Annotated in this window: 20 protein-coding genes; 9 read left to right on the top strand and 11 right to left on the bottom strand. The window is 69.6% G+C overall.

Going from position 1 to position 19,340, the window contains the following annotated elements; translation table 11 throughout:
- Window positions 1-85 precede the first annotated feature (85 nt).
- On the top strand, window positions 86-1,393 hold the full coding sequence (locus tag QTI68_RS01490) for an adenylate/guanylate cyclase domain-containing protein (protein ID WP_286519191.1): 1,308 nt from the start codon (window positions 86-88) through the stop codon (window positions 1,391-1,393).
- Here the strand turns inward: QTI68_RS01490 and QTI68_RS01485 are convergent.
- The 5 genes from QTI68_RS01485 to QTI68_RS01465 all read right to left on the bottom strand — a co-directional run bounded on the left by QTI68_RS01485 (window position 1,362) and on the right by QTI68_RS01465 (window position 6,914).
- Complete coding sequence (locus QTI68_RS01485; RefSeq protein ID WP_286519190.1) at window positions 1,362-2,738, bottom strand: APC family permease; 1,377 nt, start codon at window positions 2,736-2,738, stop codon at window positions 1,362-1,364. The two genes, QTI68_RS01490 and QTI68_RS01485, sit on opposite strands and share 32 nt — an antisense overlap.
- A 39-nt stretch (window positions 2,739-2,777) precedes the next feature.
- A complete protein-coding gene (locus tag QTI68_RS01480) occupies window positions 2,778-3,554 on the bottom strand; it encodes an adenylate/guanylate cyclase domain-containing protein (protein WP_286519188.1) in 777 nt (258 codons plus the stop codon).
- Window positions 3,551-4,636: a carboxymuconolactone decarboxylase family protein gene (locus QTI68_RS01475; protein WP_286519187.1), complete on the bottom strand. Its 1,086-nt coding sequence runs from the start codon at window positions 4,634-4,636 to the stop codon at window positions 3,551-3,553. The genes QTI68_RS01480 and QTI68_RS01475 overlap by 4 nt, the downstream gene beginning before the upstream one ends.
- Before the next feature lie 115 nt (window positions 4,637-4,751).
- Entirely contained in the window at window positions 4,752-6,323 is a 1,572-nt protein-coding gene (locus QTI68_RS01470) for a Na+/H+ antiporter (protein WP_286519186.1), read from the bottom strand.
- 18 nt (window positions 6,324-6,341) lie between these two features.
- The gene (locus QTI68_RS01465; protein WP_286519184.1) at window positions 6,342-6,914 is read right to left on the bottom strand and encodes a methyltransferase family protein; all 573 of its coding nucleotides are present in this window, start codon (window positions 6,912-6,914) and stop codon (window positions 6,342-6,344) included.
- 133 nt (window positions 6,915-7,047) lie between these two features.
- Here QTI68_RS01465 and QTI68_RS01460 point away from each other — a divergent pair, with 133 nt between their 5' ends.
- Window positions 7,048-7,494, top strand: coding sequence for a universal stress protein (locus tag QTI68_RS01460; RefSeq protein WP_286520187.1), 447 nt, complete (start codon window positions 7,048-7,050; stop codon window positions 7,492-7,494).
- Between the two features lie 6 nt (window positions 7,495-7,500).
- On the opposite strand, the gene QTI68_RS01455 is transcribed toward QTI68_RS01460, so the two are convergent.
- Window positions 7,501-7,914, bottom strand: coding sequence for a hypothetical protein (locus QTI68_RS01455; RefSeq protein WP_286519183.1), 414 nt, complete (start codon window positions 7,912-7,914; stop codon window positions 7,501-7,503).
- Window positions 7,915-8,114: 200 nt separating this feature from the next.
- Between QTI68_RS01455 and QTI68_RS01450 the strand changes: the two genes are divergently transcribed.
- Entirely contained in the window at window positions 8,115-9,101 is a 987-nt protein-coding gene (locus tag QTI68_RS01450; protein ID WP_286519182.1) for a formylglycine-generating enzyme family protein, read from the top strand.
- Between the two features lie 13 nt (window positions 9,102-9,114).
- Window positions 9,115-10,062: a SphA family protein gene (locus QTI68_RS01445; RefSeq protein ID WP_286519181.1), complete on the top strand. Its 948-nt coding sequence runs from the start codon at window positions 9,115-9,117 to the stop codon at window positions 10,060-10,062.
- A gap of 29 nt (window positions 10,063-10,091) precedes the next feature.
- Here the strand turns inward: QTI68_RS01445 and QTI68_RS01440 are convergent, their stop codons facing one another.
- The 5 genes from QTI68_RS01440 to QTI68_RS01420 form a co-directional block, all read right to left on the bottom strand.
- Window positions 10,092-11,273, bottom strand: a complete 1,182-nt coding sequence (locus QTI68_RS01440; protein WP_286519180.1) for a hypothetical protein — start codon at window positions 11,271-11,273, stop codon at window positions 10,092-10,094.
- Between the two features lie 5 nt (window positions 11,274-11,278).
- Window positions 11,279-12,319, bottom strand: coding sequence for a VWA domain-containing protein (locus QTI68_RS01435; RefSeq protein WP_286519179.1), 1,041 nt, complete (start codon window positions 12,317-12,319; stop codon window positions 11,279-11,281).
- Window positions 12,320-12,410: 91 nt separating this feature from the next.
- Window positions 12,411-13,622, bottom strand: a complete 1,212-nt coding sequence (alaC, locus tag QTI68_RS01430; protein WP_286519177.1) for an alanine transaminase — start codon at window positions 13,620-13,622, stop codon at window positions 12,411-12,413.
- A 111-nt stretch (window positions 13,623-13,733) separates the two neighbouring features.
- Entirely contained in the window at window positions 13,734-13,967 is a 234-nt protein-coding gene (locus QTI68_RS01425; RefSeq protein WP_286519176.1) for a DUF2789 domain-containing protein, read from the bottom strand.
- 67 nt (window positions 13,968-14,034) lie between these two features.
- Window positions 14,035-14,637, bottom strand: coding sequence for a MarR family winged helix-turn-helix transcriptional regulator (locus QTI68_RS01420; protein WP_286519175.1), 603 nt, complete (start codon window positions 14,635-14,637; stop codon window positions 14,035-14,037).
- Between the two features lie 172 nt (window positions 14,638-14,809).
- Here QTI68_RS01420 and QTI68_RS01415 point away from each other — a divergent pair, with 172 nt between their 5' ends.
- From QTI68_RS01415 to QTI68_RS01395, 5 genes are read left to right on the top strand one after another with little or no spacing between them, the layout of a single operon-like run.
- A complete protein-coding gene (locus QTI68_RS01415; protein WP_286519173.1) occupies window positions 14,810-15,985 on the top strand; it encodes an ABC transporter substrate-binding protein in 1,176 nt (391 codons plus the stop codon).
- 15 nt (window positions 15,986-16,000) lie between these two features.
- A complete protein-coding gene (locus tag QTI68_RS01410) occupies window positions 16,001-16,858 on the top strand; it encodes a branched-chain amino acid ABC transporter permease (RefSeq protein WP_286519172.1) in 858 nt (285 codons plus the stop codon).
- The gene (locus QTI68_RS01405; protein WP_286519171.1) at window positions 16,855-17,862 is read left to right on the top strand and encodes a branched-chain amino acid ABC transporter permease; all 1,008 of its coding nucleotides are present in this window, start codon (window positions 16,855-16,857) and stop codon (window positions 17,860-17,862) included. The genes QTI68_RS01410 and QTI68_RS01405 overlap by 4 nt, the downstream gene beginning before the upstream one ends.
- Complete coding sequence (locus QTI68_RS01400; protein WP_286519169.1) at window positions 17,859-18,605, top strand: ABC transporter ATP-binding protein; 747 nt, start codon at window positions 17,859-17,861, stop codon at window positions 18,603-18,605. The genes QTI68_RS01405 and QTI68_RS01400 overlap by 4 nt, the downstream gene beginning before the upstream one ends.
- Window positions 18,602-19,315, top strand: a complete 714-nt coding sequence (locus QTI68_RS01395; RefSeq protein ID WP_286519164.1) for an ABC transporter ATP-binding protein — start codon at window positions 18,602-18,604, stop codon at window positions 19,313-19,315. Before QTI68_RS01400 ends, QTI68_RS01395 begins: the two co-directional genes overlap by 4 nt.
- The last annotated feature ends 25 nt before the right edge of the window (window positions 19,316-19,340 follow it).

The raw sequence follows: 19,340 nt of genomic DNA, 5'->3' as shown, positions 1-19,340 counted from the left end.
CACCATTGGTGGCGCCTGCGCAAGGCGCGGCCCACCTTGACGCGCCCCGGGCCGGCGCATACTGTGCCGTCGACGAAGGACTCCCATGACGACGATCGTTTACCTGGGTGACGACAAGACGGTCTCGGTGGCCGATCCCGGCATGACGGTCCTCGACATCTCGATCGCCCACAAGATCCCGCACCTTCGGGAATGCGGCGGCAACGGGCGCTGCACGACCTGTCGGGTGCGCATTTGCGACGGCATCCAGAACCTCTCGCCGCGCACGCCGCGCGAAGCCGAGGTGGCCGAGGCGCGTCGATGGGACAGGTTCACGCGGCTGGCTTGCCAGGCGCGCGTGGGCGGCGACGTGACGCTCGAGCGGCTGGTCAGGCGTTGCGCGGACGTGTCGCGCCTGCAGCTGGAGCAGGCTTCGATCGCGCCGCCGGAGGAACGAACGCTGGCGATCCTGTTCTGCGATATCCGCGGGTTCACGTCCTTCGTGGACAGCAACCTGGCCTACGACGTGGTGCACATCCTCAATCGCTTCTTCACGGCGATCGGCGATGCGATCCTGGTCAACAACGGCATCATCCACCAGTATGTCGGCGATCAGGTCGTCGGCCTGTTCGGGGTTGGCGCAGATCCCCTCGAAAAGAGCTGTCTCGACAGCCTGCGGGCCGGCTTGGGCATTCTCCAGACGCTGACCGATCTCAACGCGGCGCTGTCAGCCGAATTCGGCGTGACCCTCGATGTCGGCGTCGGAGCGCATTGTGGGCCGCTCGTCGTCGGGATGATGGGGCATCCGAATCAGCAGCAGTTCACGGTCGTCGGGGACGCCATGAACGTCGCCAGCCGGATCGAAGACGCGAACAAGACGCTCGGGACCCGATTTCTGGTGTCGGAGATTCTGTTCGACCACGTCGCTCAGGTGCCCGTGCAAGCGCGGCGAACCCAGGCCGTGCTCAAGGGCAAGCGCGACACTTTCAAGCTGGTGGAAGTCATCGGCTTTGCCGCGCCGGACCCCGCTCTGCTGGTCCAGTCGACCATCGGCGTCCTGCTGCAGCATCAGAAGCAATTCACGGCGCACCTCTATCGGCGCTTGTTCGAACTGGACCCCGGGACGCAGCCCCTCTTTCGAGGCAACCTGGAGACCCAGGGCCAGATGCTCTCCCACATGCTCCAGTTCCTGGTCTACGCCATGAGCCGTCCCGAGACCATGAGGCTCGGCTTGCGGGACCTCGGACGGCGGCACGATGCCTACGGCGTTGCCGCCGGGCACTATCCGGCCTTCCGCCGGGCGTTTCTCGATTCGGCGCGCGTGGTGCTGGGCGAGAAGTACACGCCGCAAGTCGAAATGGCCTGGACGGACACGATCGACGTCATCGTCCAGGCGATGCTCGGTCGCCACTGACGCGCCTGCGGTTCAACCGCAGCGGCACGAGCCCGATCGCGATGCCGCCCATGCCGACCGCGTTGGTCACCGCGTCGAAGGTGGGGATGCTGTAGAGCGCGATGAAGAACAGGAACACGCCGCTGGCCGCCGGCCACCACACGTGGGTCACGGCCGCCCAGCCGGCCGCGGCCAGCGTGCGGTAGTGCCAGGCGCAGGCCAGGCCCGTGAGGCCCAGGTAGAAGCAGATCTGAAAGCCGATCGCGGTGATCGAGTCCTGCAGGATCACGTTGATGGTGGGCAGGTACGAAGACACGAGCAGCAGCACCAGCCCGGCGGCCCAGATGAAGAAGATCGCGACATGCGGCGTCTGCCAGCGCGGGTGCAGCCGCGCGTAGCGCTGATGCAGCGCGCCGTCGCGGGCCTTGGCGAACAGCATGCGCGTGAACTGCAGCATCTGGGTCTCCACCGTGCCCACCGTGCTGAGCAGCACGGCAAGGATCGCCACGTAGCCCCAGGTCTTGCCGAACAGCTTCTCGGCGATCGCGAAGATGACGTTGGTGTTGTAGTGCTGGATCTCCTCGTCGCTCAGGCCCAGCAGGGTGATCGTGATGAACACGAGGAAGAACGCCATCAGGAACACCATGGCCCAGAAGGCCGCGCGGCCCGGCGTGCGGCTCGGGTCCCGGGTCTCCTCGCTAAGGTTCAGCGTCACGTCCCAGCCGTAGTAGAAGAAGATCGCCACCAGCGCGCCGTTGGCGAACAGCTTGGGCGAGAACTCCAGCGGCGAGAACCAGCGCCACGAGAAGGGGTGCGCCGGCGCCTTCGTGAAGACCGCGAACGCCGCCACGATGATCACCAGCAGGATCACGGCCTCGATCAGCGTCAGCCCCACCTGCACGTAGCTGGTGAGCTTGATGCCCTTGACGACCACGGCGCTCACCGCGGTGAGCCACAGCGCGGCGATCAGCGTGACCCAGTGGACGTCGTTCATCAGCGCCGGCGCGAAGACCAGCAGGGTTGCGTTGGCGGCCGGGATCATCGCCGACACCATGAACACGCAGCACAGCACCAGCAGCGCCCAGCCGGCGAAGAAGCCCAGCGTGCGGCCGAACGCCATGGCGACCCACGCATAGGAGGTGCCGGCACTGGGCAGCGCCCGGTTCATCTGGATGAACGCGAACGCGATGCCGAACATGATGAGGCCGCAGACCAGCACGCTGGCCGGCGACAGCACGCCAGCGGTCGCGATGATCGTGGAAGTGGTGATCTCGATGCTGTAGGCCGGCGCCGTGCCGGCGACGCCCATGACGACCGCCTCGGTCATGCCGAGCGAATTGGCTTGAAGACCGGCGGACTCGCGCATGCCCTGGTTGTACGCCGGCTGCGGGGCCGTCGCAACAGCCTAGGCCTCCACGTGATAGGTCTGGATCGGCTCCGCCTTGCCCTTGACCAGCGCCGGCGGCATGGGGCGCAGCCGGAACTGGTCGTCCAGCGCGCGCCGGATGTCCTCCGTGACCAGCAGGTCGACTTCGTACTTGGCGGTCAGTCCTTCGACCCGGGAGGCGACATTGATGGGGTCGCCGGTCACGCTGAACTTGGAGAGGCCGGGGGTGCCGATCACGCCCGCCACCACCTCCCCGCCGTGGATGCCGATGCCGAAGCGCAGTTCGGGCAGGCCCCGCTCCCGCAGGGTGGCGTTGTAGCGCGCCAGGGCCGCGCGCATGTCCAGCGCGGCCAGCACGGCGTCGCGGGCCTGCCAGGGGTTGGCTTCCAGGGCGCCGAACAGCGCCAGCAGGCCGTCGCCCACGAACTCGGTGACATGGCCGTGGTGGTGGCCGATGGCGATCGTCATGTGGCGGAAGTAGTCGTTCAGGATGGCCACGGTCACGGCCGGGTCGAGCCGGTCGCACAGCGCCGTGAAGCCGCGCAGGTCGGCGAACAGCATCGTCACCTGGCGCCGCTCGGGCGCCAGGACGTCGCTGGCCTCGGTGAGCCGCTCCACCACGTCGGCCGGCACGAAGCGCTCGAACTGGCGCTGCAGCTGCTCGAGCCGGTCGTCGGCGGCGAGCAGCAGCTTCTCGAGCTGGTCGTTCTGCCGGCGGCCGTGCAGCACGAGCACGGCCAGGCCCGACAGGGCGATGGCGCCGAGCGCGACGAGGATCCAGTCCAGCGCCGTCACTCCAGCAGCATGGCCAGCCGCACGGTCGCGTTGGCCAGCGACGCCACGCCGATGGCTTCCAGCAGCGCGGCAGTGCCCAGTTCGGCGCCGAGGGCGCGCGTCTTCTGCTGGATCGACGAAGGCTCGTAGTAGACCGTGTCGCGCGCCCACGCCAGGAGGCCGGCTTCGCCCTGCGCCAACCGGGGCGAGCGCAGCGTCGCCATGGCGCTGTCGATGTCCGCCTGGCCGAAGCCGTCTTCGAGCAGCAGGCGAGTCGCCGCGGCTTCGCAATGCGGGCAGCCCAGCGTGCGCGCGACCACGGCGAACATCAGCGCCTTGGCGCTGCGGCTCAGCAAGCCGGACTCGAACGAGCCGTCGAGCGCCGCCTTCATGATGGTGCCTGCCTGCAGGCCGGCCAGCGGCGCGACCACCACGCCGAAGGGGCCGGCAGCCAGGGTGGCCCGGTCCAGGGCCGCCGTTTCAGGCCGGCCCGGGCCGAGCTTCTTCATCAGCGGCATGGCGAGCGCGAGCAGCCAGCGAAACGGCCCGCTGGCCATGCGCTCGAACTTCTTCTCGGGCGGGCAGGCCAACAAGGTGCTGACCCGGTTGTAGAAGCAGCCGAGCGAGATCGCAAAGGCGATCTCGCCGATCTGCGCCGGGGTATAGCCGAGTTCGAGCAGGGCAGCGCGCTCGGCCGCGGCCGGGCGCGGCCGCGACCGGGCCAGGCTGCGGCAGAAGGCGATGTAGGCGCGTTCCCTGGCGTCCAGTTCGGCCATCTGGACGTCGCGCTCGACCTGCTGGATGAACGACTCGGAATAGCCCAGCAGCTTCATGTAGGCGCGGTTTGCGCCATAGCAGTAGCGGCACGAATTCTCCTGGGCCGTCACCATGCTGCCCATCCGGTGCAGACGCTCCGGCAGCGCGGCGGGCATGTAGTTCGTCGCCTGGTAGGCGGCCTCGCGCAGCCAGCGGCTGGCCGCCACCCGGCGGTCGACCTCGAGCACCGGGGCGCCGCGGCGCTTGAGTTCGGCTTCCCATGCCGCGTCCGGCGCCGCCGGCAGGACGGGGTCGCTCCACTGGATCTCGCTCAGCAACACGGCCATGCACCACTCCACAGGAAACCGGACACCATGGCCGATCGTCGACCGGCCGGCCTGGATGGTAGCCAATACGGGCCGCCTTCGCTCGCCTCGCCGGTACCCGCGGACGGCCGCCGCCTCACTGCGGCCTGCCGCCGCCGGCGCTGAGTTCGGCCCAGTCGAGTTCTTGCACCAGCACCCGGTAGGCATCGTCGCCGATGACGTCGTCGCGGCGCATCTCGAAGGCGCGCTGGCGCGCCACCGCGATGGCGCGGCGCCGCAGCGGCCCGCCGGGCACTTCGTCGATCGGCGCCTCGTCGGCATGGCCCGAGTTCAGCTCGACGATCGCGCCGTACTCCTTGCGCAGCAGCTTGCCGGCCAGGCTGTCGTCGTGCGCGATCGCATCGAGCAGCGCGCGATAGGCATGCGTGCGGCCGAGCCGGATCTCGCGCCCGACCGGGTCGTCGTCGCTGAGGCCCATGTGCCGGATCAGCGGCGCCATCGTGAGGCCCTGCAGCACCAGCGTGCCCAGCACCACCGCGAAGGCGCACAGGAGGATCAGGTCGCGGTGCGGGAACGGCGTGCCGTCGGGCAGGGTCTCGGGAATCGCGAAGGCGGCGGCCAGCGTCACGATGCCGCGCATGCCGGCCCATGAAAGCACGATGCCGCTGCGGAAGGCGCCCCGCCCGTGCCCGGCCTGGGCGGCGCCGGCGGCGCGATGGCGTCGCAAGCTCAGTGCCTTGTAGCTCAGCACCCAGACGAAGCGCGCCGCGATCGTCGTGCCGAGCACCACCAGGGCCGTGAACACGGCGTCGGTGCGCGCGCCGCCAGCCTCGAGCCGCTGCCAGATCGGCCGCAGCTGCATGCCGATCAGCACGAAGGCGAACGCATTCAGCACGAACACCACCGCCTCCCAGACCGCGAACACGGGCACGCGCTGGCGCGCCGGCAGCTGGGCGCCGCCGCTGCGCGCGACCGTCATGGCGTAGGCGACCAGCGTGAGGATGCCCGAGAGCCCGATCGCCTCGGCCGCGATCCAGACGCCGAAAGTCAAGGCGAACTGCATGATGAGCAGCACCGGCACCTCGCGAACGCCGCTCATCAGCCGGCGCAGCGCGTAGGCGCAGCCAACGCCCGCCGCCAGGCTGCCGAAGAGGGTCAGCAGGAACACCGGCGCGAAGCTCGCGAAACCCAGGTGGCCGGCCATCACGGCCATGATCGCGAGGCGGTAGACCAGCAGTGCGCTGGCGTCGTTCAGCAGGCTCTCGCCCTCGATGATCTTGAGCAGCTTGTGCGGCAGCTTGACCTGCCGCATCACGGCGGTCGCGGCCGCCGCATCGGGCGGCGCGACGATCGCGCCCAGCGCGATCGCCACCGGCCAGGACATGCCGGGCACCAGCCAGCGCGCCACCAGCGCGACCGCGATCACCGTGGTGCCGACCGCGGCGATCACCAGCCCGGCGATCGGCCGCCAATGGGTGCGCAGGTCGCGCAGCGAGGTGTCGTAGGCGGCATCGACCAGCACCGGCGCCACGAACAGCGTCAGCGCCAGGTGCGGGTCCAGGGTCCAGTTGGGACTGTCGGGCACGAAGGCGAGCAAGGTGCCGCCGAGCGCGAGGAAGGTCGGGTACGGCGCACCCAGCCGGCGCGCGAGCGCAGCCAGCAGCGCGGCGCCGAGCAGCAGCACGATGATCCATTCGAAGGTGGCCATGGTCGGGCGGATTCTCCCTCAGAGCAGAAACGGAACCAGCGCCGCCACCCGCCGGCTGTAGGCCACGTACGCTTCACCGAACTGCTCGCGCATCCAGCGCTCTTCCATGCGCAGCTTTCGCACCAGCGCCCACAGGACCAGCACGATCGCGGCGACGCCCCCGAGGTCCCCGCGTGCGAAGCCTGAGCCCAGGAACGCCAGCAGCAGGCCCGTGTAGATCGGATGGCGGACGAAGCGATAGGGGCCGCGGGTGACGAGTTCGTGGTCCTGCTTGAGCGTCACCGTGCCGCTCCAGTTCCGGCCCAGGTACGCGCGCGCCGCCACGCTGAACAGCAGGCCCGCCAGCGTGACCGCCGCGCCGGTCCAGAAGGGCCATGCGGCGCGCGGCAGGATGCGCGCATCGAGCAGCGGGATCGGCGCATTCGGGCGCCACAGCAGGCCGATGGCCAGCGCGAGGGGGACGATGTGCAGCAGCCGGGAGCCCGGCGATTCGCGGCGCACCGTGGGCTTGACGTCGCGAGACATCACCCACCAATAGAGCGCCCAGCTCAGCCACAGCGCCGGAAACAGGTACCGATAGACGAGGAGCATGGGAACGCCATGAGGGCTGGTGGCTCTTGGCCTCATTCTGCCCCTGCCCCCGCGTTCCTTGCTCGCCGAGGCCGCGCGCGGTACGCTGGGAGCCGCGGGCGGGTGTCCCTGCCCGGGAGGCAAGGTCATGGCCATGTATGAACGCATCCTCGTTGCCACCGACGGCTCCGAGCTCTCGCAGCTGGCGGTCCACAGCGCCATCGATCTGGCCCTTCTGATGCAGGCCGAACTGGTCGCCATCAAGGTGGTGCGCCGCGACCCCACCGGCTACTTCGAAGGATCGGTGCTGCTCGACCAGGCGGATGCCGATCGCCTGGGCGAGCAGTTCAACGTCGAGGCGCAGCGCGTGGTCGATGCGGTGAAGGCCACGGCCGATGCCAGGGGCGTGAAGAACACGCGCGCGGTCGTGGTCCAGTCGGAGCTGGTCTCCGAGGCCATCATCGAGACCGCGAGCCTGCACCACTGCGACCTGATCGTGATGGCCTCGCACGGGCGGCGTGGCGTGCAGCGCCTGCTGATGGGCAGCGAAACCCTGCAGGTGCTGACGCACTCGCGCATACCGGTGCTGGTGCTGCGCTGAAGGCTCTCATGTCTTGTTCGCGGCCTTCCTGGCGAGCCACCACCGGGCGAGCCGGTCCGCCGGCCCGCGGACCAGCAGGTAGGGCAGGAACGCCAGGAAGAACACGACCACGATCGCCTCGCCGAGGTAGAAGGTGCCGACAGTCTTGAACTGGTAGACGGCGTCCAGCGCGAAGCCCAGGGCGATGATGCGCGAGGTGGCCTTGAAGCCTTCGCGCAGACGTGCGCCGCGCTGGGCCGGATCACGCAGCAGGGCCCGGAAGTACGGCGTGCGGCCGGCGCGGGCATCCTTGACGCCGTCGAGGGTCGCGACCACGGCCGCCATGATCGGCTGGAAGATGAAGCGGAACGACTCGGGCCCGCTCGGACGCGAGAGCAGATCCGTCCAGACGCGGTGAAGCACCTCCTGAATTTCGTTCATCATTGACTCCGTGGCTTGCCGGCTTCACCCGCGCTCGGGTCAAGGCGGTCGAGCATGCCGGCGCGGCAGGGGTGCGTCAACGCCTTTGTTGCGGCGTAGGAATTGGCTGACAGCAAGGCGTCGACGGCGCGTGCAAAGCGATGGTCAGGGGCCTTGGGCCCGCCTATCATGCGGGCGACCCATCCTCCGACCCAAGACGCATGGACACCTCGAACACGCCTCTCGCCCCGACGCCGGCCACCGGCGTCAAGCCGCCCGCGCCCGGCATGGCCTGGATACCCGGCGGCACCTTCCTCATGGGATCGGACCGTCACTATCCCGAAGAGGCACCCGCGCACAAGGTCGCGGTCCAGGGCTTCTGGATCGACACCCACGCCGTGACCAATGCCGACTTCAAGCGCTTCGTCGACGCCACCGGCCACGTGACGCTGGCCGAGAAGCCGGCGCGGGCGGAAGACTATCCCGGCGCCGACCCGGCGATGCTGGCGCCCTCGTCGGTGGTCTTCCGCAAGACCGCGGGGCCGGTCGACATGGGCAACGTCCACAACTGGTGGACCTACCAGCAAGGCGCCGACTGGCGCCATCCGCGCGGCCCCGGCAGCTCGCTGCAGGGGCTCTGGAAGCACCCGGTGGTGCATGTCGCCTTCGAGGACGCCGAGGCCTATGCGGCCTGGGCCGGCAAGGCCCTGCCGACCGAGGCCGAATGGGAATTCGCGTCCCGCGGCGGCCTCGACGGTGCGGAGTACACCTGGGGCGACGAGTTCACGCCGGGCGGCAAGCACATGGCCAACACCTGGCAGGGCCAGTTCCCCTGGCAGAACCTGCTGATCGACGGCTACGAGGGCACGGCGCCGGTCGGTTCGTTCCCGTCCAACGGCTACGGCCTGTTCGACATGGCGGGCAATGTCTGGGAATGGACCACCGACTGGTACCAGGAGCACGGCAAGATCGAGCACGCCTGCTGCACGATGAACAACCCGCGCGGCGGCACGGCCGACGCGAGCTGCGACCCGCGATCGCCCGAGCTGCGCATCCCGCGCCGGGTCATGAAGGGCGGCTCGCACCTGTGCGCGCCGAACTACTGCCATCGCTACCGCCCGGCAGCCCGGATGGCGCAGCCGATCGACACCATGACCTCCCACCTCGGCTTCCGCTGCATCGTGCGCGAAGAACAACGCCTGGCCTGAAAGCAAAGCCCCTATGAAGTTGCGATCCCTGCGAAACGCCCTCTGGGCCGCAGCCCTCCTGTCGCCAATGCTGGCGATGGCGACCGAAGGCGGCATCGGCCGGCCGATCACGGGGCAGCAGGTGTATTCCGATGCCGGGATCGTGCCGCCCACGCCGGGCCTGGTGCTGACGCTCGGCAGCATCTACTTCAACGGCGAGCTCGACAGTTCGCGGCAGGTGTCGGTGGGCCGCGTCGTCAGTGCCGGCCTCGAGGCCACGGCGTCCTACAACATCGCCAACCTCACCTACGTCTGGAACACCGGGCCGGGGCGCTGGAACTTTGCCTCGGCGATCGGCCTGCCGGTGCAGTACACCAAGGCCGAGATCGACATCGCCGGCCGCCGGCTGGGTGTCTCGCGCAGCGACAGCAACACGAACTTCGCGGACATCCTGGTCAACCCGGTCGTGGCCGGCTACCACTTCAGCGAGACCGAGCACATCGCCTTCTCGCTGCCGTTCTACGCGCCCACCGGCTCCTACGATCCCAACCGGCTCGCCAACGCCGGCCAGAACACCTGGACCTTCTCGCCGACGGTCGCCTACACCCGGCTGCTGGCCGGCGGCGGCGAGTTCACCGCGGTGAGCGCGATCGACTTCTACACCCGCAACGACGACACCGACTACAAGAACGGCGCCGTGTTCCGCATCGACGCGATGTGGACCGCGACCATCGCGCCCCAATGGCACCTGGGCGTGGTCGGCGGCTGGATCGAGCAGATCCAGGACGACTCCGGACCGACCGCCGACAAGCTCAACGGCTTCAAGGGCTACTCGGTGGGCCTCGGCCCGATCGTGACCTGGGCCGGCAAGATCGGCAATCAGGCGGCGGCCTTCTCGGCGCGCTGGGTCTACGACGTGGACGCCAAGAACCGGCCCAAGGGCAATGGGGTCAGCGTGAGCCTGACCCTGCCCTTTCTTTGAAGTTGCCCCCCGACCTCCGACGCCTGGCGCTAGAGCAACATCCCCAACAGCTGGTCGAACAGCTTGTCGAAGGGCACCATCGCCAGCGCGACCACGCCGAAGGGCAGGGCCGTGAAGGCGGCCAGCGCCAGCAGGCTGCGCAGGTCGACCGCGACCAGCCGCATGGTGAACGCGTTGCCGGCGGTCTGATACAGGTCGGTCACCGCGGAGAAGTCGCCGCTCGATAGCGGCTCGGCCGTGTCCGGCGCCGCGGGCTCGGCCATCCATTTGTCCTCGAGGGCCTCGCCGACGCGCTGGACCAGGGCGCCGTAATCGATCACGCCGCGCCGCCAGGCCGCCAGCAGCGGCGGGCTGAACACCACCAGCGGCGCCGTGAACAGCACGACCACCACCAGCACGGTGCCGAGCGCCAGCCGGCCGAGCTGTTCGGGGCTGCCGGCGCCGCCGGCGAACACATGCGCCAGTTCGGTGGCGGCGACGATGATGCCGATGGCGACGCCGACCACCGAGAAATCTCGCAGCGAATAGCCCACGACCATCAGGCCGGCCGCGCCTTCGGGGTGCGACACGACCAGGCGCAGCTTCAGCCGGGAGACCCGCCAGAGATAGTGCGCCCACAGGCACAGCCGCCAGACCCAACCGAGCAGCAGCACCAGCAGCAGCGGCAGGCTGACCAGTGCGTGCCACCAGCTCGCCAGCGACCGGCCCAGCGGCGCGCTCGGGTCGCCCCGGTGCCAGTCGGGCAGGAAGGAGGCCGGCACATGGCTCACGATCAGCAGTGCCGCGGCGTAGGCCAGCACGACCGCGAGGGCCTCGACCACCCAGCTGTCGCGCAGCCGCCGGATCGACCGCACCACGGCGTCGTAGGCCGGCGCCTCGGAAGGCGGGACGATGCCCCGCGTGCCCAGCGACTGCGCGATGGCGCCCAGGCGCGGAATGCAGACCGCCTCGGCCAGCACCAGCAGCGGCGCGGCGAGCAGCGAGCGCGCATGCACCGAGGCATCACGCAGGAAGGCGTGCAGGGTCTCGGCATGGCCGTAGGCGCCCGCGATCAGCGCCAGGGCCATCAACGGCAACCAGCCCAGCGCGATCACCACCAGGGCGCGGCGCACCACGTGCCGATGCCAGGGATCGAAACGGCCCCACAGCCGCAGCAGGCGCAGTGGCGGGCCACCATCGAAGAGGTCGAGATCTTGTGCGGGGTCGTTCATCCGGTTCAATACAGCCGGCTGCCGGACCAGAGCAGCGACAGCGCCGCCGCCGCGATCGCGACCACCGCCGAGACCAGCGCCACGACGCCGGTGAGCTCGGTGTCGCGGGTCAGCACCTGGACGCGCGAGCCGAGCTTCTCGTAGACGCTCCGCAACGCCTCGGCGGTGCCGGCATGGAAGTATTCGCCGCCGGTCATGCGTGCCACCTCGCGCAGGGTCGGCTCGTCCAGCTTCATGTAGATCGCCAGGCCGTCGGGCGTGGCGGTGTCGCCATCCACCGTACCGAGCCCGACTACGTAGATCCGGACGCCGCGGTCGGCGGCCATCTTCGCCGCTTCGAGGGTGTCGATGCCGGTGGTGCGCCGGCCGTCGCTCAGCAGGATGATCGCGGCGGAATCGAAGGAGCCCGGCGCCACGGGCGTGATCTGCCGGGGCGGCGGCTTTGCTTTCTCGTCCAGGCTGCGCCCGCGCGGCCGGCTGCCGAACGTCATGTCGCCGAGGTCGATGCCCTGCTCCGGAAACAGCTCCGCCAGGCACAGGACGATGGCATCGCCCACCGCGGTTCCCATCTGCATCTGGAAGCCGTCGATGCTGGTCACGAGGCTGGCGCGGTCCAGCGTCGCCCGCTGCGCCACCTGGCTGCTGCCGGCGAAGGTGACGAGGCCGACCTCGATGTCCTTGGGCAGTTCGCGCAGGAACAGCTTGGCCGACTCCTGCGCGGCGGCGAGCCGGGTCGGCAGGACATCGCTCACGCGCATGCTGAGCGACACGTCCATGGCCAGCATGATGGACGACCGTGCCCAGGGCAGCGGCACGCGCGCCACGGGCCGTGCCGCCGCGAGCAGCAAGCCCGCGCAGGCCAGCAGGAACATCGCCGGCGGCACGTGCCGCCGCCAGTTGCGGCCTGCCAGCGCGTCGCGGACCAGCGCCAGGCTGCTGTAGTGCAAGGCTCTCTTGCTGCGGCGGCGCAGCAGCCAGACGTAGGCCGCCGGCAGCAGCGCAAGCGCCGGCAGGAACCAGAGGCAATCGGGCCAGAGGAAGGACATCGGCGGCGCCTTGGAGTTGGGCGGTGCGGCACTATCGTGCCCGTGCGGGCGCGGTTTCGCAAGAACCGCGCCGCGGCGCCCGTCCGTCGACTCAGGCCGCCCGCGTCGCCCCGTCGGCCTTGAACATCGCCCGGATCCCGCGCACGGCCTGTCGGATGCGGGCTTCGTTCTCGATCAGCGCGAAGCGCACATGGTCGTCGCCGTGGTCGCCGAAGCCGATGCCGGGGGAGACGCAGACCTTGGCCTTCTCGAGCAGGCGCTTGGCGAATTCCAGCGAACCCAGTTCGCGGTACGCGGGCGGGATGCGGGCCCAGATGTACATCGAGGCCTTGGGGAGCTCGACCTCCCAGCCGGCTTCGGTCAGGCCCTTGTGGAGCACGTCGCGCCGGGCCTGGTACTTGGCGGCGATTTCGCCGACGCAGGTCTGGTCGCCCTCCAGCGCCGCGATCGCGGCCACCTGCAAGGGCGTGAACATGCCGTAGTCGTGATAGCTCTTGATGCGCGCCAGCGCGGCCACGAGATCGGGGTTGCCGACCATGAAGCCGACACGCCAGCCGGCCATGTTGTAGCTCTTGCTGAGGGTGAAGAACTCGACCGCGATGTCCTTGGCGCCGGGCACCTGCATGATCGACGGCGCTTTCCAGCCGTCGAACACGATGTCGGCGTAGGCGAGGTCGTGGACGATGAAGATGTCGTGCTTGCGGGCCAGCGCGATCACGCGCTCGAAGAAGTCGAGCTCCACGCACTGCGCGGTGGGATTCGACGGAAAGCCCAGCACCATCATCTTGGGCTTGGGGTAGCTGCCGCGGATGGTGCGTTCGAGGTCGGCGAAGAAGTCGACGCCCGGCACCAGCGGCACCGAGCGGATGTCGGCACCCGCGATCACGGCGCCGTAGATGTGGATCGGATAGCTCGGGTCGGGCACCAGCACCGTGTCGCCGCGATCGAGGGTGGCGAGCATCAGGTGCGCCAGCCCTTCCTTGGAGCCGATCGTGACGATGGCTTCGGTGTCCGGATCGATCTCCACCTGGTAGCGCTGCTGGTACCAGTGCGAGATGGCGCGGCGCAGCCGCGGGATGCCCTTCGAGGCCGAGTAGCCGTGCGTGTCGGGGCGCTGGGCGACCTCGGTGAGCTTGGCCACGATGTGGGGCGGCGTGGCCCCGTCGGGGTTGCCCATGCTGAGGTCGATGATGTCTTCGCCGCGGCGGCGGGCGGCGAGCTTCAGCTCGGCCGTGATGTTGAAGACATAGGGAGGCAGGCGGTCGATGCGCGCGAAGCGGCGCTTGCCGACAGAAGAGGACATGGTTGAATCTCACGTAAGCGCCCGGAACCGTCCGAGCGACGCAGGCCGCGATGTGGCGGCCAGATTCGATCATAGCCGCAGGTCAGCGGCGCTCTGAAACCAGCGGACCGCTCAGGCGCGCAGCGCCAGGTTGAGCTGGTCGACCACCTCGGCCCAGTCGGCATCCTCCCGGATCTCCTCGCGCAGGAATTGCGCCTGGCCGGGAGTCCAGAAGCTCGCGTCCGCCAGCGCCACCGCGTCGCTCAGGGGGCGGTGCTCGGTGATGAAGCGCTGGATCTCGGACTCCGTGCTGGGAAGCCCGAGCTGGTCGAACAGGCTGCGGAAGGTGTGGTTGCTGAGGTCCATGGCGTGCGAGTCCGTGAGGTCGTTGCCCGAACCATAGCGCAAAGTGCGGCCCGCGTTGCGCGCGTTGTCAGCCGCCGCCGCGCTTGTCGGCGCGGGCGAAGCGCTGGGCGACATAGCGCTCGGTCGCCGACTCGACCTCCGGCAGGTTTTCGTGCAGGCGCTTCAGCAGCGCGATCAGGGTCTCGTGCTCGGCCTCGCTCAGCACGGACAGGAAGACGCGCTCTCGTTCGAGCGCCACGCCGACGATCTGGTCGTGCAGGCGGCGTCCCTTGGGGGTCAGCGTCGCCATGCGCAAGCGGCCGTCCTTGGCATCGAGCTCGAGGGTGATCAGCTCGCGCTCCTGCATGCTCTTGAAGCAGCGGCTGACGGACGACTTGTCCATGCCGATGACCCGCGATACCTGCTGGGCCGAGATCGAGCCTTCGGTGGCCAGCAGCACCATGCAGCGCCAGGTTTCGATGCCGACGTCGAACACGCGCAGGTAATGCTGGGAGGCACCGCGCGACAGCTTGTTGGCGATCCATGTCAGGAACGCCGGAACGTAGCGCTCGAGGTCCACGACCTCGCCGCCGGCGCCCATGTCCGGCGTGTCGGTTTCGGCCTGCGATGCCCGCGGCGGGCGTCGCGCCGTCGTGTTCGATGCTTTCGCCACGCGCTTGCTGGCAGACATGGATGGCCCTCTTGGTTGTCTTGGATGTCGTTGCGATTGGAACATGCGGGTCGGCGCCAAGGCAGGGAAAACCCCATTTTAGTTGGCATATCAACTAATTGATACTCCAACCATTCGAGACGCAGCCGATCCGACACCCCGGTTGCACGCCCATCCCATCAGGAGACCCCACATGCCCTTGTCCCGCCGCGCGCTCGTCTGCGCCCTCGCTGCTTCGTCCTTCGCTCTCGCCACGGCGCAAGCGCAGGCACAGAGCGTCAAGATCGGCATCGTCGGCCCCTTCTCGGGGCCGTTCGCCCACTACGGCGCCTTGTTCAAGGCGGCCGCGGAGGCCTATGTGGCGGGGCAGGGCGGCAAGCTCGGCGGCAGGGAGGTCGAGCTGATCTACCGCGACACCGGCGGACCGAATCCGGCCCAGACCAAGAGCCTGGTCCAGGAGTTGATCGTCAAGGACAAGGTCGACTACCTCGGCGGCTTCGTCTTCACGCCCAACGCGCTGGCCGTGGCTCCCCTGATCCAGCAGTCGCAGACGCCGACCGTGATCTTCAACGCCGCCACGTCCTCCATCACCGAGAAGTCCGACTACTTCGTGCGCACCGGCTACACGCTGTGGCAGGTGACGGTGCCGCTGGCCCGGTGGGCGGCGAAGCAGAACATCGCCAGGGTCGTGACAGCGGTCACCGACTACGGCCCGGGCCTGGACGCCGAGGCCGCGTTCAAGAGCGAGTTCGCCAAGCAGGGCGGCCAGGTGGTGGAGTCGATCCGCATGCCGATCGCGACCACCGACTTCGGCCCCTTCGTCCAGCGCATCAAGGCCAGCGGGGCCCAGGCGGTCTACACCTTCCTGCCCGGCGGCCCGCCCAACCTGGGCTTCATCAAGGCCTACAACGAGAACGGCCTGGCCAAGTCGGGCCTGCGCTTTCTCGGCACCGCGGAGACCGACGAGTTCGACCTGCAGAAATTCGGCGACAGCGCGGTGGGGCTGACCACCGCCTTCCACTACTCGGGGGCGCACGACTCGGCCGCCAACAAGGCTTTCGTGGCCGCCTTGAAGAAGCAGGATCCGGGCGCCGCCGCCAACTACGCCTCGGTCGGCGCCTGGGACGGCATGTACGTCATCCAGAAGATGATCGAGGCCACCGGGGGCCGGAAGGACGGTCCGAAGGCCATCGCCACCGCGCGCACGCTGCAGTGGGAGAGCCCGCGCGGGCCCGTGCGCATCGACGGCAAGACCCGGCACATCACCCAGGACGTGTACCTGCGCCAGGTCGAGAAGGTCGGCGGGGTGCTGGTCAACAAGGAAGTCGAGAGCTTCGGTCCGCAGGGCGACCACGGCCTGGTCCAGTGAGACCGCTGCCCTGACATGACCGTCCTCTTCAACATCGCCGTCGACGGGCTGGCCTACGGCATGGTGCTGTTCGTCATCGCCGTCGGGCTGTCGCTCACGCTCGGCCTGATGCGCTTCGTCAACCTGAGCCACTGCGCCTTCGCCATGGTCGGCGGCTACTGCGCCGCCTTCCTGGTGCGGCAGGCGCAATGGAACTTCTGGCTCGCGGTGCCGGCGGCCGTCATCGCCACCGCGGCACTGGGCGCCGTGCTCGAGCTGCTGGTGCTCAGGCACCTGTACCGGCGCAAGGAGCTCGACCAGGTGCTCTTCACCATCGGCCTGAGCTTCTTCCTGATCGCGACCACCAACGCGCTGGCGGGCCCGCAGGTGCAACTGATCCCGCTGCCGCCCGGGCTGGCCGGTTCGGTGGACCTGGGCTTTCGCACCTTGCCGGCGCAGCGCCTGCTGGTGATCGGCGCCGGACTGGCGGTCGCGGGCACGGCGGCATGGATCGTCGCGCGCACCCGCTTCGGCATCTGGCTGCGGGCCGCGGTCGACCACAGCGGCACGGCCTCCAGCCTCGGCATCCCGATCCGCGTCGTCCAGTGCGCGAGCTTCGCCGCCGGCGCCGCGCTCGCGGGCTTCGGCGGCATCCTCGGCGCCGAGCTGATGCCGCTGGAGCCGTACTACGCGCTCAAGTACCTCGTGCTGGTGCTGGTGGTGGTGGCCGTGGGCGGCATGGGCAGCATCGCAGGGTCGCTCGCGGCGGCGGTCGTGCTCGGCGTGATCGAGACCGCCAGCAAGTACCTCGCCTCCGACTGGGGCAGCCTTTTCTTCTTCCTGGCCATGGCGGCGCTGCTGGCCTGGCGTCCCGACGGATTGCTCAAGCGATGAACACCTCCACCACGCTGCCGGGGCCGGCCAAGGCCCCACCCGAAGCGCGGCACGCCGCCGCGCCGCGCTGCCGGCCGGCCTGGCGCGCCCCCTTGATCGTGCTGGCGCTCGGCGCGCTGGCCTGTGCGCTGCTGCCGGAGCAACTGGGGCTGATGACCCGCATCTTCGTCGCCGCGCTGTTCGTGCTGTCGCTCGACCTGGTGGTCGGCGTGGCCGGACTCGCGACCCTGGGGCATGCGGCCGTCTTCGGCACCGGCGCCTACGCGGCCGGGATCTTCGCGCTCAAGGTGATGCCCGACCCGCTGGCGGGCCTGGCCATCGGCATCGGCGCCGGCGGCCTGCTGGCGCTCGCCAGCGGCGCCTTCCTGCTGCGCTACCACGGCTTCACGTTCCTGATGCTGACGGTGGCCGTGGCGCAGATCGTCCTGAGCCTGGCACAGAAGGCGCGCGACTGGACCGGTGGCGATGACGGGCTGTCCGGCTTCATCGTCGGGCCGCTGCTGGGCCGCTTCGCGTTCGACCTGGAGGGCCGCGTCGCCGCCTTCTATGCGCTGGCCGTGCTGGTGCTCCTGTACTACGTGGCGCGGCGCCTGGTGGACGCGCCCTTCGGACTGTCCGTGCGCGGCATCCACGAGAACCGGGCCCGCATGGCGGCGCTGGGGACGCCGGTCTACCGGCGGCTGCTCGCCATGTACACCGCCGCGGGTGCGATCGCCGGTGCAGCCGGTGCGCTGTCGGCGCAGACCAACGCCATCGTGGGACTCGACAGCCTGTCCTTCGCGCTGTCGGCCGAGGCCCTGGTGATGCTGATCCTCGGCGGTGCCGGGCGCCTGAGCGGCGCGCTCGTCGGCGCGGTCGTGTTCACCCTGCTGCACCACACGGCGGCTTCGATCAATCCGTACCACTGGCTGTTCGTGGTGGGCTTCATGCTGATGGCGGTGGTGCTGGCTTCGCCGGCGAAGGCGTGGGGCTGGCTGCGTCGCCGCCTGGGAGCTGCATCATGAGCCTGCTGCTGGACATCCGCGATCTGGACAAGCGCTTCGGCGGCCTGCACGTCACGCGCGGCGTGTCGTTCCAGCTCCACGCCGGCGACCGGCTGGCCCTGATCGGCCCGAACGGCGCCGGCAAGACGACGCTGGTCAACCAGGTCAGCGGCGTGCTGCGGTCCGATGCCGGGGAGATCTGGCTGCGCGGCGAGAACGTCACCCGCCTGGGGCAGGCCCAGCGCGTTCGACTCGGCCTCGCGCGCACCTTCCAGATCACGACGCTGGCACCGCACCTCCCGGTGCAGCGGCAGATCGAGATGGCGCTGTTCGAGCGCGAGGGCCTGGGCGGCCGTGCCTGGCGCAGCGTGGACGCCTATCCGGCGCTGAACGCCGAGGCGCAGGCGCTGCTGCAGCGCTTCGGCCTGCGCGGCCATGCCGCCACGCCGACCGAGGACCTGGCCTACGGCGAGCAGCGGCTGGTCGAGATGGCGCTGGCGCTCGCGCTGCGTCCGAAGGTGCTGCTGCTCGACGAACCGATGGCCGGGGTGCCCAGGGGCGATGGCGCGCGGCTGCTCGCGGCGCTGGATTCGCTGCCACGCGACCTGGCCGTGCTGATCATCGAGCACGACATGGACCTGGTGTTCCGCTTCGCCAGCCGCATCGTGGTGCTGGCCGAGGGGGCCGTGCTGGCCGACGGCAGCCCCGACGACATCCGGCGCGACCCGAAGGTGCGGGCCGCCTACCTGGGGACTCCCGCATGACCGAAGCGATGCTGAAACTGGAAGGGCTGAAGGCCGGCTACGGCCCGACGACGGTGCTCGACGGCCTGTCGCTGGCCGTGGCGCCGGGCGAGCGGGTGGCGATGGTCGGGCGCAACGGGGTGGGCAAGACCACGACCTTGCGCGCCATCATGGGCCTGGTGCCGCTGGCCGGCGGCCGCATCGAGTTCCTGGGCGAAGACATCTCGCGCCTGAGCCCCCACCAGCGCGCCCGGCGCGGACTGGGCTACGTGCCGCAGACACGCGACATCTTTCCGTCGCTCACGGTCGAGGAGAACCTGCTGGCCGGGCTCAAGCGCCGCCCGCGCCGCGCCGTCGACGAGGCCTATGCGCTGTTCCCCCGGCTGGCCGAGCGGCGCCGCAACGGCGGCACGCAGCTGTCCGGCGGCGAGCAGCAGATGCTGTCGGTAGCCCGCGCGCTGCTGGGCCGACCCCGGCTGATCCTGCTCGACGAGCCGCTCGAAGGGCTGGCGCCGCTCATTCGCCAGGAGTTGCTGAACGCCTTCCAGGCGATGAGCCGCGAGACCGGCATCGCGGTCGTCATCGTCGAGCAACAGGTCGACGAGGCCCTCAGGTACGCCCGGCGGGCGCTCGTCCTCGACCACGGCACGGTGGTCCACGAGAGCGACGCTCAGGTCCTGCTGCGCGACACCGAGACGCTTGACCGGTGGGTCGGCATGGCCGTGCATTGAGCAGCGTCGACTCCCATCCCAACCC

The organism is Variovorax sp. J31P207, assembly GCF_030316965.1.
GTDB lineage: Bacteria > Pseudomonadota > Gammaproteobacteria > Burkholderiales > Burkholderiaceae_C > Variovorax > Variovorax ginsengisoli_B.
Note: the sequence above shows the minus strand (reverse complement) of the source record. Positions and strands in the feature narration are given on the sequence as shown.